This window comes from Roseivirga sp. BDSF3-8 (assembly GCF_041449215.1).
GTDB lineage: Bacteria > Bacteroidota > Bacteroidia > Cytophagales > Cyclobacteriaceae > JBGNFV01.
Genome location: NZ_JBGNFV010000001.1, coordinates 1,347,079 through 1,372,327, shown reverse-complemented (window position 1 = coordinate 1,372,327; position 25,249 = coordinate 1,347,079). Strand labels below are relative to the sequence as shown.

General features: G+C 46.1%; 23 protein-coding genes. 22 read left to right on the top strand and 1 reads right to left on the bottom strand.

Features of this window, described 5'->3' with window-relative positions:
• Positions 1-8: 8 nt before the first annotated feature.
• The 17 genes from AB9P05_RS05425 to AB9P05_RS05345 all read left to right on the top strand — a co-directional run bounded on the left by AB9P05_RS05425 (position 9) and on the right by AB9P05_RS05345 (position 16,192).
• Positions 9-389: a hypothetical protein gene (locus tag AB9P05_RS05425; protein ID WP_371907793.1), complete on the top strand. Its 381-nt coding sequence runs from the start codon at positions 9-11 to the stop codon at positions 387-389.
• Positions 383-1,942 (top strand): RHS repeat-associated core domain-containing protein, encoded by a 1,560-nt coding sequence (locus tag AB9P05_RS05420; RefSeq protein WP_371907792.1) that lies wholly within the window; start codon positions 383-385, stop codon positions 1,940-1,942. Before AB9P05_RS05425 ends, AB9P05_RS05420 begins: the two co-directional genes overlap by 7 nt.
• Before the next feature lie 200 nt (positions 1,943-2,142).
• The gene (locus tag AB9P05_RS05415; protein ID WP_371907791.1) at positions 2,143-2,481 is read left to right on the top strand and encodes a hypothetical protein; all 339 of its coding nucleotides are present in this window, start codon (positions 2,143-2,145) and stop codon (positions 2,479-2,481) included.
• Between the two features lies 1 nt (position 2,482).
• Positions 2,483-2,935 (top strand): hypothetical protein, encoded by a 453-nt coding sequence (locus tag AB9P05_RS05410; protein ID WP_371907790.1) that lies wholly within the window; start codon positions 2,483-2,485, stop codon positions 2,933-2,935.
• Positions 2,936-3,251: 316 nt separating this feature from the next.
• Positions 3,252-5,141, top strand: coding sequence for an RHS repeat-associated core domain-containing protein (locus AB9P05_RS05405; protein ID WP_371907789.1), 1,890 nt, complete (start codon positions 3,252-3,254; stop codon positions 5,139-5,141).
• Between the two features lie 89 nt (positions 5,142-5,230).
• Entirely contained in the window at positions 5,231-5,782 is a 552-nt protein-coding gene (locus AB9P05_RS05400) for a hypothetical protein (RefSeq protein WP_371907788.1), read from the top strand.
• A 176-nt stretch (positions 5,783-5,958) separates the two neighbouring features.
• Entirely contained in the window at positions 5,959-7,050 is a 1,092-nt protein-coding gene (locus AB9P05_RS05395; protein WP_371907787.1) for an RHS repeat-associated core domain-containing protein, read from the top strand.
• Between the two features lie 2 nt (positions 7,051-7,052).
• Entirely contained in the window at positions 7,053-7,559 is a 507-nt protein-coding gene (locus AB9P05_RS05390; protein WP_371907786.1) for a hypothetical protein, read from the top strand.
• Between the two features lie 453 nt (positions 7,560-8,012).
• Positions 8,013-8,228 (top strand): hypothetical protein, encoded by a 216-nt coding sequence (locus AB9P05_RS05385; protein WP_371907785.1) that lies wholly within the window; start codon positions 8,013-8,015, stop codon positions 8,226-8,228.
• Between the two features lie 1,121 nt (positions 8,229-9,349).
• A complete protein-coding gene (locus AB9P05_RS05380) occupies positions 9,350-9,634 on the top strand; it encodes a hypothetical protein (protein WP_371907784.1) in 285 nt (94 codons plus the stop codon).
• Between the two features lie 47 nt (positions 9,635-9,681).
• On the top strand, positions 9,682-9,948 hold the full coding sequence (locus tag AB9P05_RS05375; RefSeq protein ID WP_371907783.1) for a hypothetical protein: 267 nt from the start codon (positions 9,682-9,684) through the stop codon (positions 9,946-9,948).
• A 637-nt stretch (positions 9,949-10,585) separates the two neighbouring features.
• Positions 10,586-12,190, top strand: coding sequence for a hypothetical protein (locus AB9P05_RS05370; RefSeq protein WP_371907782.1), 1,605 nt, complete (start codon positions 10,586-10,588; stop codon positions 12,188-12,190).
• Positions 12,183-13,274: a lipid II:glycine glycyltransferase FemX gene (locus AB9P05_RS05365; RefSeq protein WP_371907781.1), complete on the top strand. Its 1,092-nt coding sequence runs from the start codon at positions 12,183-12,185 to the stop codon at positions 13,272-13,274. Before AB9P05_RS05370 ends, AB9P05_RS05365 begins: the two co-directional genes overlap by 8 nt.
• Complete coding sequence (locus AB9P05_RS05360; protein WP_371907780.1) at positions 13,271-13,753, top strand: hypothetical protein; 483 nt, start codon at positions 13,271-13,273, stop codon at positions 13,751-13,753. Before AB9P05_RS05365 ends, AB9P05_RS05360 begins: the two co-directional genes overlap by 4 nt.
• Positions 13,754-13,832: 79 nt before the next feature.
• On the top strand, positions 13,833-14,387 hold the full coding sequence (locus AB9P05_RS05355) for a hypothetical protein (RefSeq protein ID WP_371907779.1): 555 nt from the start codon (positions 13,833-13,835) through the stop codon (positions 14,385-14,387).
• Between the two features lie 760 nt (positions 14,388-15,147).
• A complete protein-coding gene (locus AB9P05_RS05350) occupies positions 15,148-15,654 on the top strand; it encodes a hypothetical protein (RefSeq protein ID WP_371907778.1) in 507 nt (168 codons plus the stop codon).
• A 196-nt stretch (positions 15,655-15,850) separates the two neighbouring features.
• Positions 15,851-16,192, top strand: a complete 342-nt coding sequence (locus tag AB9P05_RS05345) for a hypothetical protein (protein WP_371907777.1) — start codon at positions 15,851-15,853, stop codon at positions 16,190-16,192.
• 279 nt (positions 16,193-16,471) lie between these two features.
• Here the strand turns inward: AB9P05_RS05345 and AB9P05_RS05340 are convergent, their stop codons facing one another.
• Complete coding sequence (locus AB9P05_RS05340) at positions 16,472-18,517, bottom strand: 7TM diverse intracellular signaling domain-containing protein (RefSeq protein WP_371907776.1); 2,046 nt, start codon at positions 18,515-18,517, stop codon at positions 16,472-16,474.
• 70 nt (positions 18,518-18,587) lie between these two features.
• Here AB9P05_RS05340 and AB9P05_RS05335 point away from each other — a divergent pair, with 70 nt between their 5' ends.
• From AB9P05_RS05335 to AB9P05_RS05315, 5 genes are all read left to right on the top strand, one after another.
• Entirely contained in the window at positions 18,588-19,340 is a 753-nt protein-coding gene (locus AB9P05_RS05335) for a LytR/AlgR family response regulator transcription factor (protein ID WP_371907775.1), read from the top strand.
• A 173-nt stretch (positions 19,341-19,513) separates the two neighbouring features.
• A complete protein-coding gene (locus AB9P05_RS05330) occupies positions 19,514-21,037 on the top strand; it encodes a sodium/pantothenate symporter (RefSeq protein WP_371907774.1) in 1,524 nt (507 codons plus the stop codon).
• Positions 21,034-21,975 carry an alpha/beta fold hydrolase gene (locus tag AB9P05_RS05325; RefSeq protein WP_371907773.1) on the top strand — a complete coding sequence of 314 codons (942 nt, stop codon included), beginning with the start codon at positions 21,034-21,036 and terminating at the stop codon, positions 21,973-21,975. The genes AB9P05_RS05330 and AB9P05_RS05325 overlap by 4 nt, the downstream gene beginning before the upstream one ends.
• 36 nt (positions 21,976-22,011) lie before the next feature.
• A complete protein-coding gene (locus AB9P05_RS05320; protein WP_371907772.1) occupies positions 22,012-24,453 on the top strand; it encodes a TonB-dependent receptor domain-containing protein in 2,442 nt (813 codons plus the stop codon).
• 32 nt (positions 24,454-24,485) lie between these two features.
• Positions 24,486-25,232, top strand: a complete 747-nt coding sequence (locus AB9P05_RS05315) for a beta-ketoacyl-ACP reductase (RefSeq protein ID WP_371907771.1) — start codon at positions 24,486-24,488, stop codon at positions 25,230-25,232.
• Positions 25,233-25,249 lie beyond the last annotated feature (17 nt).

Genomic DNA, 25,249 nt, shown 5'->3' with positions numbered 1-25,249 from the left:
AACGGTAGATGACAGAGATAGATAAGCAAAGGAGATGCATACAGAGCAACATCGAAAGCCTGACGCGGTACGCTCAGTTAAGCGATACGAGCGCGGCCACGGTGATAGACCAGCTAACGTATAATTATAAGGCGGGCAGTAACCGCCTGCTAAGCGTATCTGATGCTTCGGCCAATGCGAAAGGCTTTATAGACGGTGCGACCCTGTCGACTGAATATACCTATGACCAGGACGGCAACCTGACGCAGGATGAAAACAAGGCTATCGATATCACCTATAACATACTGAGCAAGACGGCCACCGTTGCACGGCGCCCGTCACCAGCGATAGTGCCACGGTTACTTATACCTATAGCGCCACCGGGCAGCGCCTACGTGAGCGCGTGGTGATCAATAGTGACAGTGCCATTATCAGGGATATGATCGGTGGAATGGTCTGGGAGCATAAAGAAGGGCTGACACCTGCGTTGAGCTACCTGCCGATGCCGGAGGGCCGCCTGGTGAAGCAGGACACAAGCTATCGCTATGAATACTTCTACACTGACCACCAGGGCAATACGCGCGTAAGCTGGACGCCGGTGGAGGCGAGCCAGAACCAGCACCTGCTGACGATGGAAGCGGGTGCGGATGAAGAGGGTGACTACCCGAAATTCAAGAACGTGACTACTTTCCGTGATGGCAATCAGGCGCTTAGCGGTGCCTCTTCTGCTAAGGTGACGAATGCTACGGGCCCCTATATCTCGATACCGGTGATGAAAGGCGATACGATCGATGCCTCGGTATACTATTACTATGATGACCAGAGCACGAGTTCATCCAGCCAGCAGATGCTGACTAGCGAGCAGGAGACAGGTGGGTCTGGTAATGAGTTTACCTTTACGGCTCCGCTCTTTACTACGACCCCGCGTATACCGGGCACGGGTGACAACCAGGCGGCTGGCGGAGGTGTGAGGTTTAACCTGGCGGCCCTGTACCCGATCGGTAAGGCGCTGTTTGGGAATAAGAAGGAAAGCACCAGCAATCTGAGTATTTCGGAGGGTACACTCAGTACGGCCCCGGCGGCTTACCTGGAGCTACTGCTTTATGATAAAGACAGTGCGCTGGTATCTTCACAGGCTGTGCCTGTAGGTAGTAGTACCTTCTGGGCGCAGATAGACGGTACACTAACAGCCTCAGATAATGGCTATGTAGTGGTGCAACTCCGCAGCCAGGATACACAGGATGTATGGTTCGACGATCTGCAGATAGATCACCGCAAGCCGGATAGAGCGGTAGTTCTCCAGGAGAACCACTACTACCCCTTCGGCCTCCAGATGGAAGGAGTGGCTGTTAACACGGCCCTACCTACTGACCCGAATCGTAAGCTATACAATGCTGGCAGCGACTGGCAGAAGGAGACCGGTTTCTATAGCACGCAATATAGGGAGTATGATCCGGCACTGGGCAGATTCCATGCGATAGATCCGTTGGCGAGTAAGTTTGCTACGTGGACGCCGTATATGTATGGGTACAATGATCCGGTGAATGCGAATGATCCGGATGGGGCTCAGTCAGTCAGGAAAGGTTCTGTTGCTGAGCAAGTACAAGATAGGAACAGGAATGGGAAAATATTTGAAAGTCTAGATCCAGGAGGTCGACAGGCGTGGTTATTGCCAGAAAGGTTAGGGGCTTGGAGGGAGACTCAGTATGCTAATGGAAGTGGAAATTACGAAAATATATCAATAGAGTCTGCAGTTAATACTTTATTGAAGTCAAAGCTTGGTGGTACCTATAGGCCTGGTAGTGGTTTTACGTATTTTAAGTCTGACTATGAAGTAGCTTTCGCTGGCATAAGCTATAATATAGAACATGGAACTTTTCATACTACAGAATTAGCTAGGAGTCTAAGAAAATTAGGTGAATCATTCGCGGAGGCCTATCATACTCCTGAAAGCTCAAATTAACAGCTTGTAATGGACCAGACTGTTATCATAATGTATCAGGTGTCAATTATCGGGCTTTTAAATCTGCTGGTGCACTAAGTTTTTTTCTGATAGCAGATGATGTAACTGTTATTGGAACAGTTGATGATATTGCGATTCCGTTTATATGGGCGGGAGCTACTTTGGTCTTTTTGTCTGATAATAAGGAGATAATTAATAAAATGGCTAAAGAAGTTGAAGGTCTTTTATCGAGAGCTGCCGGTCCTCCTGGCGTACAGTATTCTTTGGTTGCTCAAAAAGATGGTGAATACAATATTTATTCTCATGGTTCTAAACTTCCTACTGGAAAAATGCATTTAAACAGAGGTGAGGTATGGAAGTATGGTGAAACAACTTCCAATCAAAGGTATGACCAGGGGTACTTAAATCAGGAGGGCGTTATTTTTGTTGGGGAGTATTACGGTAATCAAGCTCAAATAAAAGTAGCTGAAAAGATCAAGATTTATAGTTACTACCTAAAACATAGACATTTGCCTCCAGGCAATAAAATTTTTAGATAATATGGAATTAGCCCTAACTCAAGAAATAAGCAGAGAAGTATTGGAGTCAAATAAGAGTGATATTATCCAAGAATTATCTGATAAAATGAATTTTCATTTTAAGGATAAATTCTATGGTGAAGATATTCAATCTATATTGATTGGAGTAATATGTGTTCCTGCTGAGGCTGAGTTTTTTTTTAAAAAAAGAAAACCAAAATATAAAAAAGGGAGAGGTAAAATAGTGGTTGATGGAGTTGAGGTTTTTCTCGAAAATTCTTTAAGGTATGATATTAAATTAAGTTATGATCATTTTATGAGTGGTGATATGGTTTCGGCTTATAATATGATTTCTGATGAGGTTTTAAGTTCAATTGCGATAATAAATAGTGTTAAGGAGATAAAAAAATTTCAAATGGATTGTTTTTATTCTGATCTCTATCGTCTTTTGAAGAATACAGACCTTAAAAAGTGATTGAATATTTATTAGGTGACCTTATAGTTATTTTATTTGTAATTATGCTCAATTTTCATGCGATTAATTTAGTAAGCTTAATAATGATGTTTGAGTAGTAATAGAGTAATTAAGCTAGAACTATGACTGTGAATATTTAAGAAGGTTATGATTATGTAATAGTAAAGATGCTACAGCCTTTTAGTGAGTAATTGTGATCCTCCCACTTTATAAAATGGTTTTTAAGGGTACGTATGAAGGTATTGCCTAATCTCTGTGGTTTTATAAATACTTCTACACCGACCACCAGGGCAATACGCGCGTAAGCTGGACGCCGGTGGAGGCGAGCCAGAACCAGCACCTGCTGACGATGGAAGCGGGTGCGGATGAAGAGGGTGACTACCCGAAATTCAAGAACGTGACTACTTTCCGTGATGGCAATCAGGCGCTTAGCGGTGCCTCTTCTGCTAAGGTGACGAATGCTACGGGCCCCTACATTTCGATACCGGTGATGAAGGGCGATACGATCGATGCCTCGGTATACTATTACTATGATGACCAGAGCACGAGCTCATCCAGCCAGCAGATGCTGACTAGCGAGCAGGAGACAGGTGGGTCTGGTAATGAGTTTACCTTTGCGGCTCCGCTCTTTACTACCACCCCGCGTATACCGGGCACGGGTGACAACCAGGCGGCTGGCGGAGGTGTCAGGTTTAACCTGGCGGCCTTGTACCCGATCGGTAAGGCGCTGTTTGGGAATAAGAAGGAAAGCACCAGCAATCTGAGTATTTCGGAAACTACGCTCAGTACGGCCCCGGCGGCTTATCTGGAGCTGCTGCTTTATGATAAAGACAGTGCGCTGGTATCTTCACAGGCTGTGCCTGTAGGCAGCAGTACCTTCTGGGCGCAGATAGACGGTACACTGACTGTTTCGGATAATGGCTATGTCGTGGTGCAGCTCCGCAGCCAGGATACACAAGATGTGTGGTTTGATGATCTGCAGATCGACCACCGCAAGCCTGATAGGGCGATAGTGTTGCAGGAGAATCACTACTATCCATTTGGCCTGCAGATGGAGGGGGTAGCTGTTAACACGGCTTCACCCACTGATCCAAACCGAAAGCTCTATAATGCCGGTTCGGACTGGCAGAAGGAGACCGGTTTCTATAGCACGCAATATAGGGAGTATGATCCGGCACTGGGGAGGTTCCATGCGATAGATCCGATGGCAAGTAAGTTTGCTACCTGGACGCCTTATATGTATGGGTATAATGATCCGGTGAATGCGAATGATCCGGATGGGGCTCAGGCGGCTTGGCGAAACCTCAATAACCCAGTGCCAGTAGAGATGCAGTTTTTCAGTCAGGATCCTATTGGAGGAAGTCATGATGCATATCGAACTAACCGCATTGGGATAGGTTCTGGTAATCACTGGAGTGATGCAGTTAATTTACAAGCTGGAAACTATGGTACTCTTTATCAGCGAATGACAGGTAGAAGGTTTGCTACCTTCACCGGGGCACGAAATATTTACGGGCATATAAACGAGCAAAGAGCGGCAGAAGTGGCGAAGGGTATCGGTCCTACATTCGCTGGTGAATCTGCGAAAGAAGTATTTAATAAGTTGAATAAGAGAAGATATGCTTTAATAACTTCAAAATATTGGAGCTACCCAGATGGGTCTAGGAGTGTAGGACATGATTTTGAAATTGAGTTAATTTCAGGGGCTGAAGCAATTGATTTTTTGGTTGATCAGGCTGGGTCAAATGCATGGGATTTTAATAATGATTTGTTATCTAAACCACCAACAATATACTTTGGTGATTGGTTTGTAGATCCCTACTCTTTTAATTTGAAAAAAATAGGAGACGCTTATTATGCAGATGTTAAATACGAAGAAACCTTTCTACTTCTAAACTATAGTAGAGGAATCAAAAGTATGAAATTAAAAATTCCCAGTATCAAATTGCTTATTAGTGCAGTTGGAAGAGATGAAGAACAAGCGCGATTACGGCTCGCATTTAGTTTTCAGCAAGCTAGAGTGAAAGTTTTTTCTAATTATGAAGACGGCCTTATTATTACGCCTGCCGAGGCTAAGAAGGAATTTATTCAAACATTAAAAAGAGAGTTGAGAGGTTTTGGAGGATCAATATTTCCCGGATATAATGTTGAGTTACCGATATCAGAAATTAATTTTATAGGATGGAGAATGTACCCAGATTATTGATTGCACTCATAATGTTTTATTATAGCGTATCATTTATTTCATGTCATAGTAGTAAAACTCAAAATTCTAATAAGAATAAAGTATTAAATATGAAACATAGATATGGCAAAAACAAAGTATCATTATCAGTGGACTATGGTGGTCTTAGTAATGAAACGAGCTTAAATTATTTTGATGAAAATTATGTAATTGTAAATTACAGGAACGAGCCATATCTACTTGGTATAGTTAGGGATTTCGATGAGATTATTTTAAAAAATTATCCTACTATAAAAGCTGTTTACCTGACAAAGACAAAAGATTCTGTTTCTACAGCAAATGATGAGCTATCTATATCATGGCTGAATGCTTTACCTCAACTTAAAATTTTGAGAATAGATGGTTTTACTTTGGAGAATAAAATGTACAGCTATTTTAATAAACTTGAACATCTAATATTTGAAGACAATTCTCCTCAGAATAAAAAAATTTTAATGAAAAATCGTTATAATTTTTCCTCTCTGAAATACTTAGTAGTGGGGTTTGAACTTTCTGATTCAGAAGTGAAAGCCCTTAAGACGGATAATCCTCAACTAACAGTTTATACTCCAGAAGAATATTCATTAAAAATTGAAGTAAGAGAGATTGATATATTTTATTAGTAGAAGGGAATTTATACAACTATTTAAAACTACTGTAGGATTTACCTACCTAGACCACATCAAGCCCGAACGGGCAGTGGTGTTGCAAGAGAATCACTACTATCCGTTTGGCCTGCAAATGGAAGGAGTGGCAGTCAACACCTCCCTGCCGGTCGGTCCCAACCACAAGCTCTACAATGCAGGGTCAGATTGGCAGAAGGAGACGGCTGGGCCCGCCTTCGGGTTTCTACAGTACGCAATATAGGGAGTATGGTGCGGCGTTGGGTAGGTTCCATGCGATAGATCCAATGGCAAGTAAGTTTGCTGCCTGGACGCCGTATATGTATGGGTATAATAATACGGTAAATGCGAATGATCCGGATGGGGCTCAGGCGGCTCATAGAGCCTCAGGCGGCCAGTATGATCTTACTAATCCTGTTCCTGTTGAGTATCAGATATTCTTCCATGATCCGGTAGGTGGCACAAGAGTAGGTAAAAGAAACTCGACTATGCCAGCATCTGGTAACCATTGGACTGATCGAACCCTTACCGACCCTGATTATTTGGCGCAAAGGGATTATTTTTTATTGCCAAATAGAGAATTTGGAGATAAATATGGAATTGATCAAAGTCAAGTAGTGTTTGTCGATGGGAAAATCCACATAAAAGAATGGGACTCAACGGGTGGTGACCCAATTACCAAAGAAGAATGGCTTAAACGAGGTGGTAATTTAGAGGACTTAGAAGAGGATGTAGCCTATACGTTTTTTGGGGGTGATTGGAAAATCACTCCAGTTTTAGACTCAAATGGTAATAAAGTCACACTTTCTCCTTGGTTCGGTGTCGGGCTGGGTCTCTTTGAAGAGGGAATGGATATATACGGAGAATTCAAAACCGTAGTTATTCCAATTTATGGCAAGTCAGGTAAAGCAATAGCTGGCTGGAATGTGATGCTGAAAAGCACTGGAAAAACATTAACTATTTTAAAGACTGGTGCCTCCAAAGGAGGGTATATTTTGGCAGGAGCTGGTTTCGTGCTCGACACAATGGATTTCGTTGATGGGGATATATCAGCGGCTAGGTATGGTTACCGTACGACAGGAACTGCAGCAGCTATTGTTGCGGGTGCTTTTATATCAGCAGGTGTTGGGGCTATAGTAGGAGCTGTCTTCGTTGTAGGGGAATGTGCGTATGATTGGTGGATGGATGATGTACAACCTGTAATTGATCAGGGTAACAGAGATTTAATCAATGGATTAAAAGGTGGATGGAGGCCGTTCAGGAGATAACAATGAAAGTGTATAAAATAAAAAGATCTGCCCATTTACGGGCTCTAAAATCCATAGTTGTGACTATTTTGTTTTTTTCTATCGGATTGTCCTTATTGGTGGTATATAGGTACGGCTATTTGGATTTGAAAAAAGTATTTATTGCTGGTAGTGTTTCATTTGTGATTTTTGTTTTACCTATGCTTTTATTGCATTTACAGTATTATATTATTAATCGTTATGATTCATTTTCATATGATGATGTCAAACAGGTGATAATTTATAGTAGTAAATACAATGATATTAGGTTTCATGAAAAAGATATTACTGAAATTATAGTTTATAAAACGAAGCCCTTGGCGGAAAATAGAACTGCCGTATTTACATGGGATGAGTACAACTATGCATTAATCAAATTAAGCAATAATGTTGTTATCAGAATATCATGCCTGCTAGTCGGAGAACTTGATAAAATTTTAAAATTGAAAAATGTCCACGTCAAAAAAACTTTCTATCCTTGGATCACTTGAGAAATCATTTATTTCTTAAAAGATTTGCTTAGTAAGATATGAACTGTGCCATACTATATTCTAATAGTTGATACTATTCTGAGTAGTATCGCTACAATAGACTTAATAGTTGAAATCAACAACAAAACCGCACCACCGCACCGGTTGTCAGCAGTACCTTCTGGGCGCAGATAGAGGGTACACTAACAGCTTCGGATAATGGCTATGTAGTGGTGCAGCTCCGCAGCCAGGATACACAAGATGTGTGGTTCGACGATCTGCAGATCGACCACCGCAAGCCTGATAGGTCGTCCCAGAAGTGGGCAGTAGTGTTGCAGGAGAATCACTACTACCCCTTCGGCCTTCAGTCGGCCTGAATAGGTCAGCTTGAAAAGATGGAGGGGGTAGGCTGGGCGCCCCCGCTTCTATAGCACGCAGTATAGGGAATATGATCCGTTAGGAATAGCGCTGACTGTGGGAGTAATTACTTACGAAGTAGGTACAGATACGTGGGATGCTCATACTATTGTTAATGGCGCTTTATTGGTTACAGCAGGTATAGCAACAGTTTTCGCCGCCCCCGCGGTATTGACAGGCATAGCTGTATATGGAATTGCAGATTATGTATTCGATGTAAGCGGGATGATTGATGCCAATGTTGGAAGAAACTCCGGCCTCTGGGGAGATTAGTTTCAGATTGATTACGAAATTATGATAAAGGATATTTTAAAAATTGATTACATACTTTCTTTATGGTTTTCAGGGTCTAAGAAAGATAGGATTGTACCAGGAACGGCATTTCTGTTTCTTAACAAAGTTGCATTTTTTTGAGGGTCTCTTATCATTATTTTAATGTCAGTTCTCGAAAATATCACAACTACAAAAATCTGGGTTTGCATAGCGGTGGTCGGGGCTTTAATTATTTTGTATGGGTTTCAAAAAAGTATAGTACGCTATATCGAAAAACTAGGATTTAAGAAAATGTATTCTGGACTTTCAAAGCGTCAAATTCGAAAGAACCGCATACTTGGCTTGGTTACATTTTCTATGTGCTTCTTTCTTATTTTTGTAATGGTGATATTATTGCATTAGCAAAATGGAATCCCTTTCTCTGATCTTAGCGTCTCCCTATGACCTGTCGTACTCTCTCGATTACATGCAGAGGGAGTGAGATATAAAGAGGTCTTATATAGAACAGAAAGCCTCTGAAAAATCGGAGGCTTTTTTAATGCTATTATATAGCACGAATGTGTAGTATATGATAGATATAAGTGTCACTGAAAAAAAGTGAAAAAATTTGATCAGACATCTTGAAGGACAATCGAAAGGGTGTCCTTTAGTTTTTTCTTACCTATGAATGCATCTATCATGGTGTAGATAGTTTTTCGATACCGGTGATGAAGGGCGATACGATCGATGCCTCGGTATACTTTTACTACGACGACCAGAGCACGAGCTCATCCAGCCAGCGGATGCTGACAGAAGAACAGTCTTCGGATGGAGGAAACATATATCCCTGTAATAGGGGCAGGATTGGATTCTTAAGATGCTTTTGCCCGAGGAGACATTTCAAGGGGTGTTTTGTATGCAGCTTTAGCTATTTCTGATATCTTCATGGTTAAGGCTGCGGCAACTGGGGTTGTTAAGTATGGTGCAAAGGCAACGGTATGCGGTGGACGTAAAGCTAAGAGTATTAAAATCCCTGCAATTCAGGCATCTGCAGGTTTCGCTGAATATATAAATGCTTAGTAAAATGAATAAAGGTTGGAGTTCTGGTGCACTCCAGTATGGAGAGCCCAAATGGTAATTTTATGAAATTTTTGAGAATACTTATTGGAATAACATTTGTTCTAATCCTTTTACAAGGTTATGGCTACATAAATTTGACGGTAAGTGAAAAATACGAAACTGACAAATCAATTGTTGAATTATCCGAACTTAGCCACGATGCAAAACAAGAAAGATTAGAGGAGATTGAAGCTAGACAGAATGAAATAAATAAGCAAAAGCAAATTGCTCTAACTACAGTTGCCTTTTTAACTGTTGTTTTTATAGTTCTTGTATTTTTTTTATTAAAAAATGGCAATAAGGCATAAAAAACATCTTCTCTTAAAATGCGGTCCTCTACCTTATCGGCAAATCCTTGTTCGGTAAAAAGGCCGCTTACCTGGAGCTGCTGCTTTATGATAAGGACAGTGCGCTGGTATCTTCACAGGCTGTGCTAGTAGGTAGCAGTACCTTCTGGACGCAGATAGACGGTTCACTGACGGCTTCGGTTATGGGTATGCCGTGGTGCAACTCCGCAGCCAGGATACGCAAGATGTATGGTTCGACGATCTGCAGATCGACCACCGCAAGCCTGATAGGTCGTCGTGATAATGCCTGGATTGACAACGCCACAGATAATTGAGGGAGGAATGTGGTATATAGTAGTGAACCGAACGGTAAATAGAAAGGTAAAATGATTTTTGCGGATATACTTTTTAAGTCTTTTTATATTTATCTGGTCAAGTTTGGAACTATGGGAAAAGGAGGGGCTTTGATTCCTTTGAGTATGTCAATGAGTTGTATCTTGTTATTCATTAGCTCATATTTATTTGCCTTGGCAGGGTCAAGTTTCTTTGATACAATTTCAATTTTAGGATTTGTTATCTCAGAAGTGCTATTTTATGCTCTCAGTATGAAGTTTTTTCATGACATATACATTAAAAAAGGAAGGGAAGTAAGTTTCCATTCGTTTAGACTAGTATATTATGTGATAGGTTTTGTTTTGTTGTTCGGCGGAGGCTTTTTACTTGTTTACTCTTTTAAATATGCTTGACTTAATAGCATAGCCTACAAGGCAAAGCCCTTGCATACTATCTATACCGGGCACCATTGGCAGCCTGAAGCGTGTCCTTATGCTCTTGTCATGATCTTATTCCCGGCTACGCCACTAGCCGTGGGCTTCTTAAACTCGTAGCTCAATAAATTTTCCTACCTTTGACCGCTGTAGAGGGGGCGGTCAATCCACTCCCTGTTCGAGGAGGGATTGTCATCATCAGCTAATGATAAAACGGTGCTTTTTACAGGATGCGGAGCAGCAGGCATTTTTTGAGCTTTCCTGCAATACCCAAGGGCAAGAGGCCCATATCAGTCTGTCAGAAAAAATTAAAGGAGAGGTAAGCGCTCTGTCTTTTTGCATAGAGTTCGACCAGCCCGTAAAGGCATACAGAGATGTCACCTATCAGTGGTGTGACATAGCACAGGGTGGAGAATATGTAGCCAATGAGCACTCCCCAAAGGTGCTGGTGCTTGCTGATGGTACCCATGTGGTGAGTACCCGCAATATCGGCCTTTGGTCACTGGGCGGAAGCAATAACACCCTCCTTACCTGGGTGCTTAACGATATTCAGCTCACTCCCCTCTTTCAGTTCGACCATAAGGGAGCCCACAGGTTCACCCAGACCTTTACTACAGATAGCTACCAGTTAGGGTTGCTGTTTTCAAAAGATGAAGTGCCTGAGTTTAGCCGTTCAGCCATACCATTTACCCCTATCGTCTGCTTCACTGACCACTGCGACTTTGACACCGAGGCCGACCTCAATAAGCAATTGGCTTTCTTTAAAGAACATGGCATTACAGTCACTAAAGGGTTTTTTCTCCACCACTACTCCAAGCGTGCAGACAATGCCTCTTATGAAAGAGAGCCCGGCCCCGTTACCGCATTTAAGGCTGCCGGACATGAGCTTGCCTATCATTCCCTTACCCAGTCCCTCCGGAGCAAAGAAGCCGCAAGAGAAGAATTCAGCTCCTTTCGCAGCCCTGTAGAGCCTCCTGTGAACACCTGGATAGACCATGGCAAACAACCCTACAACTATACAAAGCTCCACTCCTCAGGCTTTTCCCCGGCCCAATGGGCCGATAACCTCTCTGCGAAGGGGATACGCCACTTATGGAACTACCTGGATGCGGGCCAGGCCCGAAAGGGCTGCCTGAATCAGCTAAACCCACAGCACTTCACCATTGCCAGGCTACAGGCCCATAACAAAACGGGTCTTTTCTTTCTCTTCCGAACCATCCTGTTCTACCACGGTGGAGAAAAGGAAATAGAGACCTATAAAAGCATTTCAGGCCGTATAAAGCAGGTGTTGCAAAAGAAGAAAGCCAGACTCATACCCCGTCTTCTCAAAGACCTGTTTAGTACCCTTGGCTACGTGATGTCCTTCCTCGTAAATCACAAAAAGAGACATCAGCCCTTTCGCTGGGCAAGATTTGCCCCCTATATCTTCACCCATAAGGTAGGGGATAAACTATTCTACTTCTTTCAAACCACCGAGGTAACTGATTTTGAGTCCGTTTTCTCCCCCGAAAATATTGATCTCCTCATACGCGAAAAGGGGGCAATCACCGTACATTGCTACTTTAGCTCCCCCCTCTCATACCAGCAGGGGCGACTCTTTGCCGGGGGAAAGGTTTCCGAAAAAAATAAGGAGAACATTGCATACCTCGGTAAAAAGATTAGCAATAGGGAGCTTTGGAACCCAACCTTGAGTGAGCTTATCGCTCACTACAAGAAGGTGCTGGAGATGGAATACTTTCTCGATCCGGCAGATAATAAAATTAAAGCACGAAACAGCGAACTACCCATACGGTATATCAGGCATGTATAAGTTTGAGTGGACAAAAAGTAAGAAAGAACTTGATGAGTGGGACAGCTTTTTACAGGCCACACCCCGCGGGCATTACCTGCAGGTAAGTCATTGGCTAACCTCCTATACCCGCTATGGCTTCGGCTATGAATTACTCACTGTGCGTGATAGTGACGGTAATCTCGTAGCAGGGCTCGGAGTCGTCATCTCTAAAGTGGCTATGTTCAAGGGCTATTGCTGCCCCTGTGGCCCCGTCATTGCAGATGGGTATGAAGAGGTGTTAAACGATATCCTTGAAGCCTTTAAGCAAAGGGCTATTGAGAAAAAAGCCATCTTTTGCCAGGTAAATATGCCCCTGTTCACCGATCCGGGAACGGCGCTTATTCAGCACGGATTGAGCGTCGATACCAGTGCACTTTCTGCCCTGAGGGGGGCATACGAAGGCGATAAAGCCCGTGGCATCTCTTCCATTAATGGTTTTCGTTCCGTCCTTATCCGATATGACCAGGAAGGCGAGCCCTACGACTATGTATACGGCAGCTTTAATAAAAATACCAAACGGAATGTTAAAAAGGCCAGCAAAAACGGCCTGGAGTTGAAGTTTGCCACCACCCCCGAAAAGGTAGAGGAAACCTATCACCTGCTCGAGCACAATGGCGAAACCCAGGGCTATAGCGTGAGAGCCTGGGAAGACTTTAAAGACACTCTCCTCGGCATGATGGAAAAGGGAATGTGTATGATGCCTTACTGCGAATTTGAAGGCAAAATGCTCGGCGCCCTTATCATTTTTAATGTCGGTAAAAGGCTTACCTACGTTTCCGGAGGTACCATCAGAGAAGAAAGAGACCTCAAAGTGGGCCACTTTCTGCATAACGAAATGCTGAAGCTTTCCATAGAGAAAGGCTACAGATTTTACGATATTTCAGTAGGAGGTAGCCCCGGCGTTACCCGCTTCAAAGAAGGCTTTAATGGCCGCCATGTAGCGTTTTATGAGCCCAGATATTGGGTGTTGAGCCCCCTGCTCTTCAAGGCCTACGACAAAGCGTTGCCCTACTTTAAGCGCCATAAAGTATTGGTTTCAAAAGCACTAAAGCTATTCCGATGAATGCCCTGGTAAGAAAGCTACGCCCTGTAAAGATAGATCAGCTCATCTATGTCGTCACAGCCGCAGATAATCATCCCAGTCCGGCCGTCAGGTTTGATAAGGATACGGCTAAAATCAGGCTAGTGCAGGATAGTAAGGATAAAGTTTCTTACCGGCTTTTTCTGGATGGCAACCAGGTGCATAGAAGTAACGTGTTTTATGCCACACATTTTCTCAAAACTATCGGGAAGTACGGATTTCCCGTGATAGGTGACTGCCATACAGATGATAGCTGTCGTGGCATGGGCATCTATCCCTACATGCTTGTGCACATCTATAAAGAGCTGCTGCAAAGCCATAAAGAAGTATACATTCTTGTGAGTCCCGAAAACACCCCCTCCATCCGTGGTATAGAAAAAGCCGGTTTCAGAAAAACACACCGTGTGCGTACTACCCGTATAGGCCCCCTGTATGTAGGCAAAAAAGTCGAGCGCTTCTAAGGCAACATTTACAGCGGTAAGCAATTACCAGCCTCTCCCGCTCGTCAAAGATGACAGATTGATCGTAAGCCACTGAAACATGAGTAGAATAATCATTGTATTTTGTTTGTTTGCTTTCTCCTGCGAGCAGAGTGAATATACTTATCAATATGAAAGATATATAGACTCAGTTTATAGTGAGCCGTTTAATAGTGATGGGTTTGTTCCGGATATGAATGACCCGAAAAGGCTATATGAAAAATTTGAAGCCGTTCTTCTGGAGGCCGGCTACATCCATTCAATAGCCAGGGAAGCCTACCTAATCTTAATAAGACAGTTGATTGCCGATAGCCTTAGCCTCGACATTAATCAGATAAGTGAAAAACTAGGGCAGAAATCATTTTACTTTGAGTCACCTTCCTATTCATATTTGAGTTTTGAGGCGTATGAAAAGGCCTCGAAGAAATATTACCATGAGGGTAATATTGAAAAAATAAATGGCGCTCTTCAAAATATCGTAAGTAATGGTGACTTGACAAGAGATGTGGAGAGCATGAAGGGTTTCCTGTACAGTATTGACGAGAGTGATTTTCAGGGTGACATCATCTATAGAATTCCGATAATTCAAATAGTATATCTGCATGGTGTTGATTGAGGTGTAGCCATAGACAACCGAGTGAGCTGAAGACAAGTGAGTTTACTTTTACGGTGCGGTCTATTCGTCTCAGGAGATTGAGCTTGGTAGAAGCTGTTAATAATTCTTTTGCTTCGTAAAAATTTAGGGGATGTTGAGAGATTTATGTTAATGAAGGTTTTAGATTGGTTCTATCATAAATTTTATTGCGCAACTTTAAAGCGAGGGCACAGAGATGAAAGGGCTGTTTTTCTTTTTTGGATGTTTTCTTCATTTATCTCTGTGGCGTTTGTGTATTCAGTGCTAATTGCCATGCAGTTAAGCATTTATAAGGTTTTTTCCTTCCCATATGGGCTGGGCTACTTTGTAGTAATTATTTCTTTTTAAGGTCCATTTACGTGAAAACGAAAGATCGAAATTAGTCGTCGAGTCCAAAGGACAGTTTCGAGACCTTATCTCGTTCTGAGCGCAGTTTTATCGATATTCTCAGTGTTTGCCTCATTAGCTATTGTAATCATATGTATGTTCTATTATGGCAAACACATCAGCTTTATCTAAGGTAAGTTGAAGGTGTAGTTCTTTTTAAAAGAAACCTTAATTGTTAGAAGGGCTTTGAGGGCATGAAAATCCAGTTTGGCGAGGTTTTGCCTTTGTACCATATAACCAAAGGCCTTACTCCCTATATTATGGCCCACGGACCAACAAATAACCTCATTCCTTACATACTAGAACTTCATGCATAAGTTTTCCGTGAGTTATTAATAGTAAAGACCTAATTCACATGAAAAATAAAAACAGCCTGATTTTATCCACATGGCTTTGCCTGGTACTATTTAGCCGTTGCAGTCCCGGCGCGGTCAGCTTAGAAGGCTCCTGGTACTTCTTCGATAAAGACAGCGTATATCACGAATGGTTTTTTAGGGATGATAGATTTACCTTCTACTTTGATGAAGCAGGAGAATACCCCTCCATGAATTATGTGTTAGATAGGCAGATGGTCAACACCTATGATAACAACCTTCAGGACAAGTCCCCTCTATGTAAAGTACTCGAATTTTCAACAGATTCCATTCTGATAGAATTCAATAATCAGCCGGTTGTAGCTCATAGGTTCTATCTGGAATACCACCCTTTCCAAAAGAATGATTTTATTGATGTTGAAGAAAGGGAAGCAATGTTCGAAAACAGAAAAATGAACAGGGAGCTGGTCAGAGGCTACCTAAATCTTTCACCAGATACAGGAACAGATCTCAGTGAGTATGAAACAGATTTCGAAAATATAGATTAACCCTCCTTCAGTGGCTCACTGCCCTTGAATGATAACAAATCCGCAGAAGGTAAGGATAACCCCGGCCGTATTAGTAAATACGTAATTGCAGTTCCCGAAGACGACTTTGAAAATAAACTTTTTTGCAGTGCTCCCATGCTTTTCATTCATTCTGCTTACAAAGGTTTTAAAAGAGGACTTTAGCGTATAGGAAAGAATGTTATTATTGGACCTTTTATTTAAGATATGCTACGGCCCTTTTCAAAAGTTTAAAAATGGCCGGACTGCAGCCATATTGTGGTTGATGCAAATTCTTGGCTATATAATTCTTGCGTTGGTCAATGCTGTTTTTTTCTCCCTGGGAATTAACCTTTCTTCATTTAGTGTCGCAGTAATAGGCGCATCAGCTGGCATAGGGGTTCTTTTGTTTGATAAAGTTTATGTCAAGAGGCATAGAGAGGTTGGTAAAGTCAGGTTCCCTTTGTTAATGGGTATTCTGATGGGTAGTCTAGTATTCGCATCAATATTCTTTATGATATTTTCACTTTCAAGGTATTGAGAAAAAAATACTCACTAAGGGGGACCCTGCCAATAAGACCCCTTAAAGTAAGTTTGCACTTTTCTAATAAATACCCTAGCTTCACATCTTCTCGCCATACACTCCACTGGAGTTATCCACATCGAACTGCTTCGTTTCTCCTTCGCCTCTTCTCCGTAACTACTTCGTGTATCCTATACCATCCCTATACCCATCCTATAAGGTTTCTGTAACAGTACCCCGTAAGTATATTAAATTTTTTCAAGATAGGAGAGAGGTTTGCCCCGATGGCCGATAAGCCTAATACACCTCATCCACCACCATCACCTCACGGTCCTTCGACATCAGGAAACTGAATGATGAGCCCTCACCCTCCCGGCTCTCCACGCACAGCACCGCTCCATGTTTTTCCAGGAACTCCTTCACCAGCAGCAGGCCCAGGCCCGTACCAGGCTCCTTATGCGTACCCCGCGTACTGTACGTACTCTCCGGCTCCATTATCCGGTCCAGCGTCTCCTGTGGCATACCTATGCCCGTATCCGTCACCATCACCTGCACCTGCTCATCCGCCATAGCAGCCGATATCTTCACCGTGCCATACGGTTTCGTAAACTTGATCGCATTACTCAGCAGGTTACGGATAATAAAGTCCGTCATGCTTCGGTCCGCCACTACCGCCAGTTGCGGGTGCACATTAGCCACCAGCGTGATCTTCTTCGTCTCCGCCACCGGCGTGTGCAGCTCTATATTTTGCTGCACCACCTCCCGCAGCGTAAAGCTCTCCGGGTTATACACCAGCGTCCCCATCTGCGAGCGAGACCAGTTCAGCAGGTTATCCAGTAAAAAAGACAGGTTATTTACCGACTGCCGCGTCTTGCCGCTTAGCAGCAGCAGCTCCTCAGGCGTCACGCTCGCCGCATGGTGCGTAATAATATTGATAAAGCTGTCCAGCGTAGCCACCGGCCCACGTAAGTCATGCGATACCACCGAAAACAGCTTATCCTTCACCTTATTCAGTTGCCGCAGCCCCGTTTCAGATTCCTGCAGCCGGTCGATAGACTCCCGAAGCTCCTGCGTCCGCTCCGCCACTGTCCGCTCCAGTTCAGCCTTCTGCTTTTCGATAAGCTGCTTTCTCTCCGCCTCCTTTTCCAGCTCCATCCGTTTCGCCGCCAGCTTCTGTTCCGCCGCCTCCTGCCGTGCCCGTTTCAGGCGATAGGCCAACCCCAGGCTAAACAGCACCACCTGCGCGATCACCCCCACCTGCGCCGCATAGCGACTTACAAAGTTGTCCTCATACAGCCCCATCTCCTTAAAGATGAACACATTTGTCCCCAGCACAAACAGCACATTCGCCAGCGTGAAAAACAGCGCCGGCGTATAGCCCCCGTACCACGTTATCACCCCCGCCACCAGCATCGTAGCCAGCACCATCGTGCCCAGTACCCCTATCACATCAATGATCCCCTCATACCACGGCAAGCCTAGCAGCAGGCAGCCCCCCCCCATCCCCAGCGGCACCATGTACAGCACAAAAAGTAATTTCAGAAACTTATCCGCCAGGGGAAGCAGCCTAGACGTATGCAGGTAACTCCGCGTAAACATGATCCTTGCCAGCCCCGTAAGCGGCACAATGAAGGCAAAACTATACGCATCCCACACAGGAGCCCCCGGCCACAGATACTCCCGCGTAAAGCCATAGTAAAACATAAAGTATAGCCCTATGCCCATGATCGACAGCACATAGTACAGGTAGCTGATGTCCCGCACCGTCAGGTAAAGAGAGAAATTATACAGCGCCATCACCAGGATGATCCCGATAAACAGCCCCTGGCTAAACAGCCGGTTGCGCTCCGCCTGTAGCTGCGCCTTTGCCGGTATCAGCTCTGCCGTAAATGACTGCGGGGGCGCTATCCGTCCCTTAGTCTGCAGCTTCATAAAGTATGAATGCCTGCCAGGGGCTACCGTAAAGCTGAATATAGGACTGTGAAAAGCGTAACTTCTTTCTTCCACAGGCAAAAACACTCCCGTACGCAGCTTCCTTCCATCCGGCAGGTAAAGCACCGCCACCGGTATGTTTCCCACCGGCAGCACCACCTCCGCATTCGTGTTGCCCTCATTCACGATCTCCATGGCTGTCCATACCGACCCCTCATGCGTATACGGGTACCCATCAGACCACCCCTCTGCAGGGAGAGATTCCAATCTCATGGTATCATTTGCATCATGCAGATACTTTACGCAGGTTATTATAGCCTCCCCATCAGCCTCCGTTTGTGCATAGACAGGATCCAGGCCATAAGCCCAAAGTGCCAGGGTAAACAGTAAAATACGGACCGTAATAGACAAGGGTGACACAAAATTTTTATAAAATAATGACCGTAGAACGCGTAAAATACAATAGTTTTAGAGTGATTTTATGAAAAATGCCGGAATATTCATCGTTGAAGACGACTACGTAGTCGCGAAGAACCTCCAGCTCATGCTGGAAAAAAGCGGGTATAATGTGCTCGGTACTGCCGATTCCGGAGAAGAAAGTCTCCCCGCCATAGAAAAAGAGAAGCCCGACCTTATCATCCTCGACATAGACCTCGCCGGCGTCCTCAGCGGCATAGAAGTCGGCGGTATCATCAGGCAGAAGTTTCAAACACCCTTCATCTACCTCACCGCCCATGGCGACAGCGATACCATGAGCAAAGCCCTCCCGACCGAGCCCGGCGCCTACCTCGCCAAACCCTTCAATGAAGACACCCTCCGCTCCTCCATCGAGCTTGCACTATACAAAGCCCGTAACCCCGGCCCCGGAGAGTTACAGCCCGCCGAAGCCCGGCTACCCCGCGAAAAAACCAGCTACACCATCAACGACGCCATCTTTATCAAGTCCCAGAAAAGACTGCAGAAAGTGTTTCTCAAAGATATCCTCTTTGTAGAGGCCAATGACATCTACGTCAATGTCTATGCCGGTAAGAGCAAGTACCTCGTCAACTACAGCATGAAAGCCATTTCCGAGAAGTTTCCCTCCGATACCTTCCTCCGCGTCCATCGCTCCTACATTGTCAATAAAGACAAGATAGAAGCCATGGAGTACAACACCCTTTTCATAGACGGCCACAGCATACCCGTAAGCAAAACCCACCGTGACGACCTTATGAAGTACTTCGATGTCATTTAGATACAGCCTCGCTAAAGGTTTTCCCCGCACCCCTTCATTCACCTAAAAAATCCATCCGTTCACAAGTAATTTTAGGCACCCTCCCGGCGTGTGCTTACGTTTAATGCGGCTCTACGGTCATTGTGTGAAAGATCGTTTCGCCTTGAATAAATAAAACAGCATAAACCGCCTAAATGGCTTCACAGGAACTCGTAACCGCAGGCTGGGTACTTATTACCCTCTATCTGATCATGACCCTCTGGTTCGTCATCAGAGGAGCGCGAAGCACCAAGAGCATAGCCGACTATGCCGTTGGGAGCATAGCCTTCTCCCCCGTGGCAGTAGGCCTCTCCCTTGCCGCCTCCATGACCAGCGCCGCCACCTTTATCATCAACCCCGGCTTCGTCGCCTACTACGGCATTAGCGGCATCATCTCCATGGCCATCATGCTCCCCCTGGGCGCACTCATCAGCCTCGTCATCTTCACCAAAGGTTTCAAAAAAGTAGGGAACGCCATCAAAGCCCTCACCATGGCCCAGTGGATTGGCGCCAGATACAATAACAAAGCCTTCGCCACCTTCTTCGCCTTCCTCAGTCTGCTGCTCATCACCTTCGTAGTCCTCATCTGCGTAGGCCTTACCAAGGTCCTCTCCGGTATGCTCAATACCCCCGAGACCTACACCCTCCTCGCCATCGTCGCCGTTATTTTCGGTTACATGATGTTTGGGGGCGCCAACTCCATGGTCTACACCAACATGATACAGGCCCTCCTCATGATCATCGTTGCCGTCGTGCTCCTCACCTCAGGCCTTGATCACTTCCGCGACGGTATCAACGGCTTTATGGATAAACTAGCCGCTATAGACCCACTGCTCGTAAAGCCCCTCAATGAGCAAAGCCCACTCTTCAGAGATCTTTTCGAGGTAGTCTTCTGCCAGATAGTCGTAGGCATTGCCATCGTTTGCCAGCCACACATCATTACCAAGTCACTTCTGCTTAAGAGCGACGGCGACGTCAATAAATTCCTCGTTACCGGTATCGTTGTCGAGGTCCTATTCTTCTTTGTTGTAGCCGCAGGCCTCTACGCCCGCATCGCCTTTCCCGATCTCACCATTGCAGGAGAGACCATAGGCGTTGACGGCATTATATCAGCCTACGTTGTACAGGAATTTACCGTCGCCGTCGGACTCCTCGTCATCATGGGGCTTATCTCTGCAGGTATTTCCACACTCGAGGGCCTTATCCAGTCCCTCAGTACCACCGTCACCGCAGACATACTTCTGCCCGTATTTTTTAAGAATAGAAAAGAAAACGTACCCGTTCCCGAAGTATTCATCAATCGCCTCGTCATAGTAGGCCTCGCCCTCCTCGCATTCTTCTTCAGCTACCGGCAGCTGATGGCCCCCGACCTAAGCGTCGGCATCTTCGCACAAAATGGCGTATACGCCTATTTCTCCGCTGCATTCATTCCAGTCCTCTTCGGCACCTTTGTCAAAAACGTCCGCCTCATTGTACCCGTTGCAGGCGCTATCACCGCCGTAGTCGTTCACTTCAGCGTATACTACGGCCGCCTCACACCCTACATGCAGGAAGGAGTCCGTAACCCGGGAGTGGCCGCCGCACTGGCCATTTGCAGCTCAGTACTTGTATCCCTGCTCATACATGCAGTTGTTCGCACCCGTAATAACGCCCCCTCAAAAACAACTGTAAACGCATGAAAAAAACACTCATAACCCTCCTAACTCTTGTCCTTATGCATTGTGCCTCTGCCCGTATGTTCACACCCGACTATGGCTACCAGGTTCATGAAATAAAGGTTAACGACCTCAACATCGGCTACATAGACGAGGGAGAAGGCCCACAGACCATCATCTTTCTCCATGGCCTCGGCGGCTACATAAAACACTGGCAGCCTACCCTCGACACCCTTACACACCACTACCGCTGTATTGCCGTAGACCTTCCCGGCTACGGCTACAGCCAGAACGGCGACCTCACCGCCCGGCTTGGCGATCAAAATATTCTCAAGTTCTTTGGCGAGACCGTATTCGCCCTCATGGACAGCCTGCAAATAGACCAGGCCGTACTCGCCGGGCACAGCATGGGCGGCCAGACCGCCATACTCATGGCCCTCCGGCATCCCCAAAGAGTCAGCAGCCTCGTACTTGCCTCACCTGCCGGCTTCGAGACCTTCACCCCCCAGGAAGGAGCCGCCCTCGCACCCTATAGTACCCCCGAATTTCTGAAAAACCAGAACGAGCAGGCTATCCGGCAGTCATTTGCCCTCAACTTTCATGAAGAAATGCCCCCCGGGGCCGAAGACCTTATACAAGACCGGCTGGACCTACGCAGCACACCCCTTATGGACCACTATGTGAACGTAGTCTCCGCCGGGGTACGCGGTATGCTGCAGGCACCCGTTTTCGATAAACTTTCTGCCTTGCAAATGCCCGTCCTTATCGCCTACGGAGATGGCGATAAGCTCATACCCAATCGATATTTACACCCCACCCTCACCACCCGCAAAGTGGCTGAGCAAGGGGCCGGCGAGATACCCAACAGTACCCTCGTCATGATACCCGAAGCAGGGCACATGATGCCCTTCGAAAAGCCGGCAGAATTTGCCACTACCGTAATCAAATTTTTGAATGAATAACCTGTTCCATAGACCATCATCATTAACCCAAACGACATGAAGTATATTTTACCATTATTCCTGATCCTGCTCCTTATAGGCACGCAGGCCTACGCCCAGGAGCGCACCGTTTCCGGCCGGGTATCAGTGGACGTGGTAGACGAAGGGCTGCCCGGCGTCACCGTCACTGTTAAGGGCACCCAGCGCGGTGTCGTCACAGACAACACCGGTCGTTATGAAATAGTCGTCAATGACCCCGCCACCATACTCGTATTTCGCTTTCTGGGATACCAGACCGCCGAAGTACTCGTAGGAGACCGGGCAGTAATAGACATTACACTTGAAGAAGACCTCGCCCAGCTCGATGAAGTAGTGGTATCAGGTACCCGCCGTGCTGAGAAGATCACCGAGACCCCCGCCACCATCGAGACCATCAGTGCACAAGACCTCCAGAACCTGCCCACCTTCAATCCCGGTGAGCTGCTCGCCCGTCTCAAAGGCGTTGAATTCGTCCGTGCAGGTGTTGTAGGTACCGGTATCAACGTGCGCGGATTCAATAGCAACTTTAACAGCAAAAACCTCCAGGTAACCGATGGCCGCTTCAGCTCACTCATTGCCACCGGCCTGCCCATGGGACCCCTCAATACCGTTATCAAAGAAGATATTGAGCGCGTAGAAGTCGTACTCGGGCCCAACTCCGCCCTCTTCGGTCCCAATGCACACAACGGCCTTGTAAACACCATTACCAAAGACCCCCGCACCAGCGAAGGCCTTACCGTTGCCCAGACCGTAGGTAACCAGAGCACCTTCTCCACCCGCATGCGCTATGCCCACGTATTCAATGACCAGTGGGCCTTTAAAGTCACCGGCGAGCATACCACCGCCGAAGAGTTCGAGTACGTAGACTCCGTATACATCAACCGCGATACCATACCCGGTACCGAAGGCTATCCCGAGTACATGCTCGATCGCGACATAGAGTTCAACCGCGGAGAAGCCGCCTTCTACTACACCCCTGTAGACGGAACAGACATTATCTTTCAGGGAGGGGCGTCTAACAGCACATACCTCAGCCCTACCAATGTAGGCCGTAACCAGATCATCGACTGGAACATCTACTACGCCCAGGCAAAGCTCGTAGCAGACCATTGGTTTGCCCAGGTATACCACACATGGAGTAAGACCGAAGACACCTACTCCATAGATGACCGTACCAAAGCCTACTACACCTTTACAGACCTTGGTTTCCCTGAAGACCTTGTGCGTGACTCCCTCAGCTACACCACAGGAGCACTCTTCAAAGACGATAGCCGCCGCTGGAACGGTGAGATTCAGTATAACAACCAGATAGAAGAGTCATTCTTCTACACCATTGGTGCCCAGTACCAGCGCGACATGGCCAACTCCAAAGGCACCTACCTTCTTGATGAAAATGAAGAGGATTACATCACCATCGACCAGGTAGGCGTTTACGGTCAGTTTGACTATAAATTCGGCAATGGCCTCAAGCTTACCGGTGCTTTCCGTGGCGATAACCACGAGGTGTACGGATTTAACTTCCTGCCCAAGGTAGGCGTCGTCTACAGTGGAGACTTTGGCGGTGTGCGCCTCACATATGGACGGGGTATCGCCGCACCCACCATTCTCAACATGTACGGTGACCTCTTCAATGGACTCATCCTCGGTAATGCAGAAGGCTTCACCCTCGCCGACGGTACCGAAATAGAGAAACAAACCGTAGAAAAACTGCAGACCATCGAGCTCGGATACAAAGGCGTAGTTGTCAAAAACAAGCTATTTGTGGATGCCAACGCCTACTACAATATTTCCGAAGACTTCCTTAGCCCCGTAACCGTAGTAGGAGTAACCACCCAAAGAGGCGATACCCCCATCGAAGACGTACAGTCAGGCTATGCGGCATACGGCGGCCTTGTAGCCACCTACATCAACTTCGGTAAGTTCAACACCTACGGATTCGACCTCGGCCTTAGCTACTTCTTCAATGATGCACTCAGTGCCAACCTGAACTATAGCTACTTCGGCTACGATACCGACGAGAACAACCTCGAGAACGACTTCAATAACGATGGCGTCGTGAATAAGCTCGACCTACTCGTAAACGCCCCCCGCAACAAGGCAAGCTTTGCCCTTAACTATGTCGGCGACCGCGTTTTCGGTTCCGTATTCACCCGCTGGGTACAGGAGTTTGACTACTTCAGCAGCTTCCAGATTGCCGCCGAAACACAAGACCTCGTATACCGTGGCGTACCCATCGTAGAAGATGCCCGCAGTGCAGACGCCTATAACTACGGCCCCCTTGGCGGCTTCGTCACATTCGACGTCAGCCTTGGCTACAAGTTCAGCGACCAGGTACGCCTCAGTGGTCAGGTAACCAACCTGTTCGACACCGAGCAGCGTGAGTTTACCGCCGCGCCTCCTACAGGCAGACTCTATTCACTTGAGCTAAGAGTAGACCTGCCACCCATCAATAAGCAATAAAATATTTCCGCTAATAGCAGATACACGATTTCATGAAAAGACTTGAAAATAAAGTGGCCGTGATAACCGGTGGAGCCAATGGAATAGGTAAAGCCACCGCCGAACGATTTGCAGAAGAAGGCGCCACTGTGGTCATATGGGACCTTGATGAGAGTAAAGGAAACGAACTCGCTACCTCATTGGCTTCCGCCCATGCCGTAGAAGTTCAGTTCCAAAAAGTCAATACGGTCGAATACGAGGCAGTAGAAAAAGCTGCTGCTGAGGTCAATGAGAAATTTGGCCGTATTGACATCCTCATCAATAATGCCGGCATCACACGTGATGCCAGCCTCAAAAAGATGACACCAGAGGTATGGCAGCAGGTCATCGATGTGAACCTCACAGGCGTCTTCAACTGCACCAAAGTCCTCTCCCAGTATATGGTAACACAAGGCAGCGGCCGCATTGTAAGCGCCAGCTCCGTCGTAGGCCTATATGGCAACTTCGGCCAGACCAACTACGTCGCCACCAAAGCAGGCGTCATAGGCATGACCAAAGTTTGGGCCCGGGAGCTCGGCCGCAAAGGCGTTACCGTCAATGCCGTAGCACCAGGCTTTATCGCAACTGAGATGACACAGAAAATACCCGCAGAGGTACTTCAGCAGATTGAAGCCAAAATACCCACTGGTAAAATGGGTAGCGTGCGCGACATCGCAAACGCCTACCTCTTCCTCGCATCAGATGAGGCAGCCTATATCAATGGCGCCACACTCAGTGTAGACGGAGGCGTTATCAGTTAAATCTTCTCATCACCCAT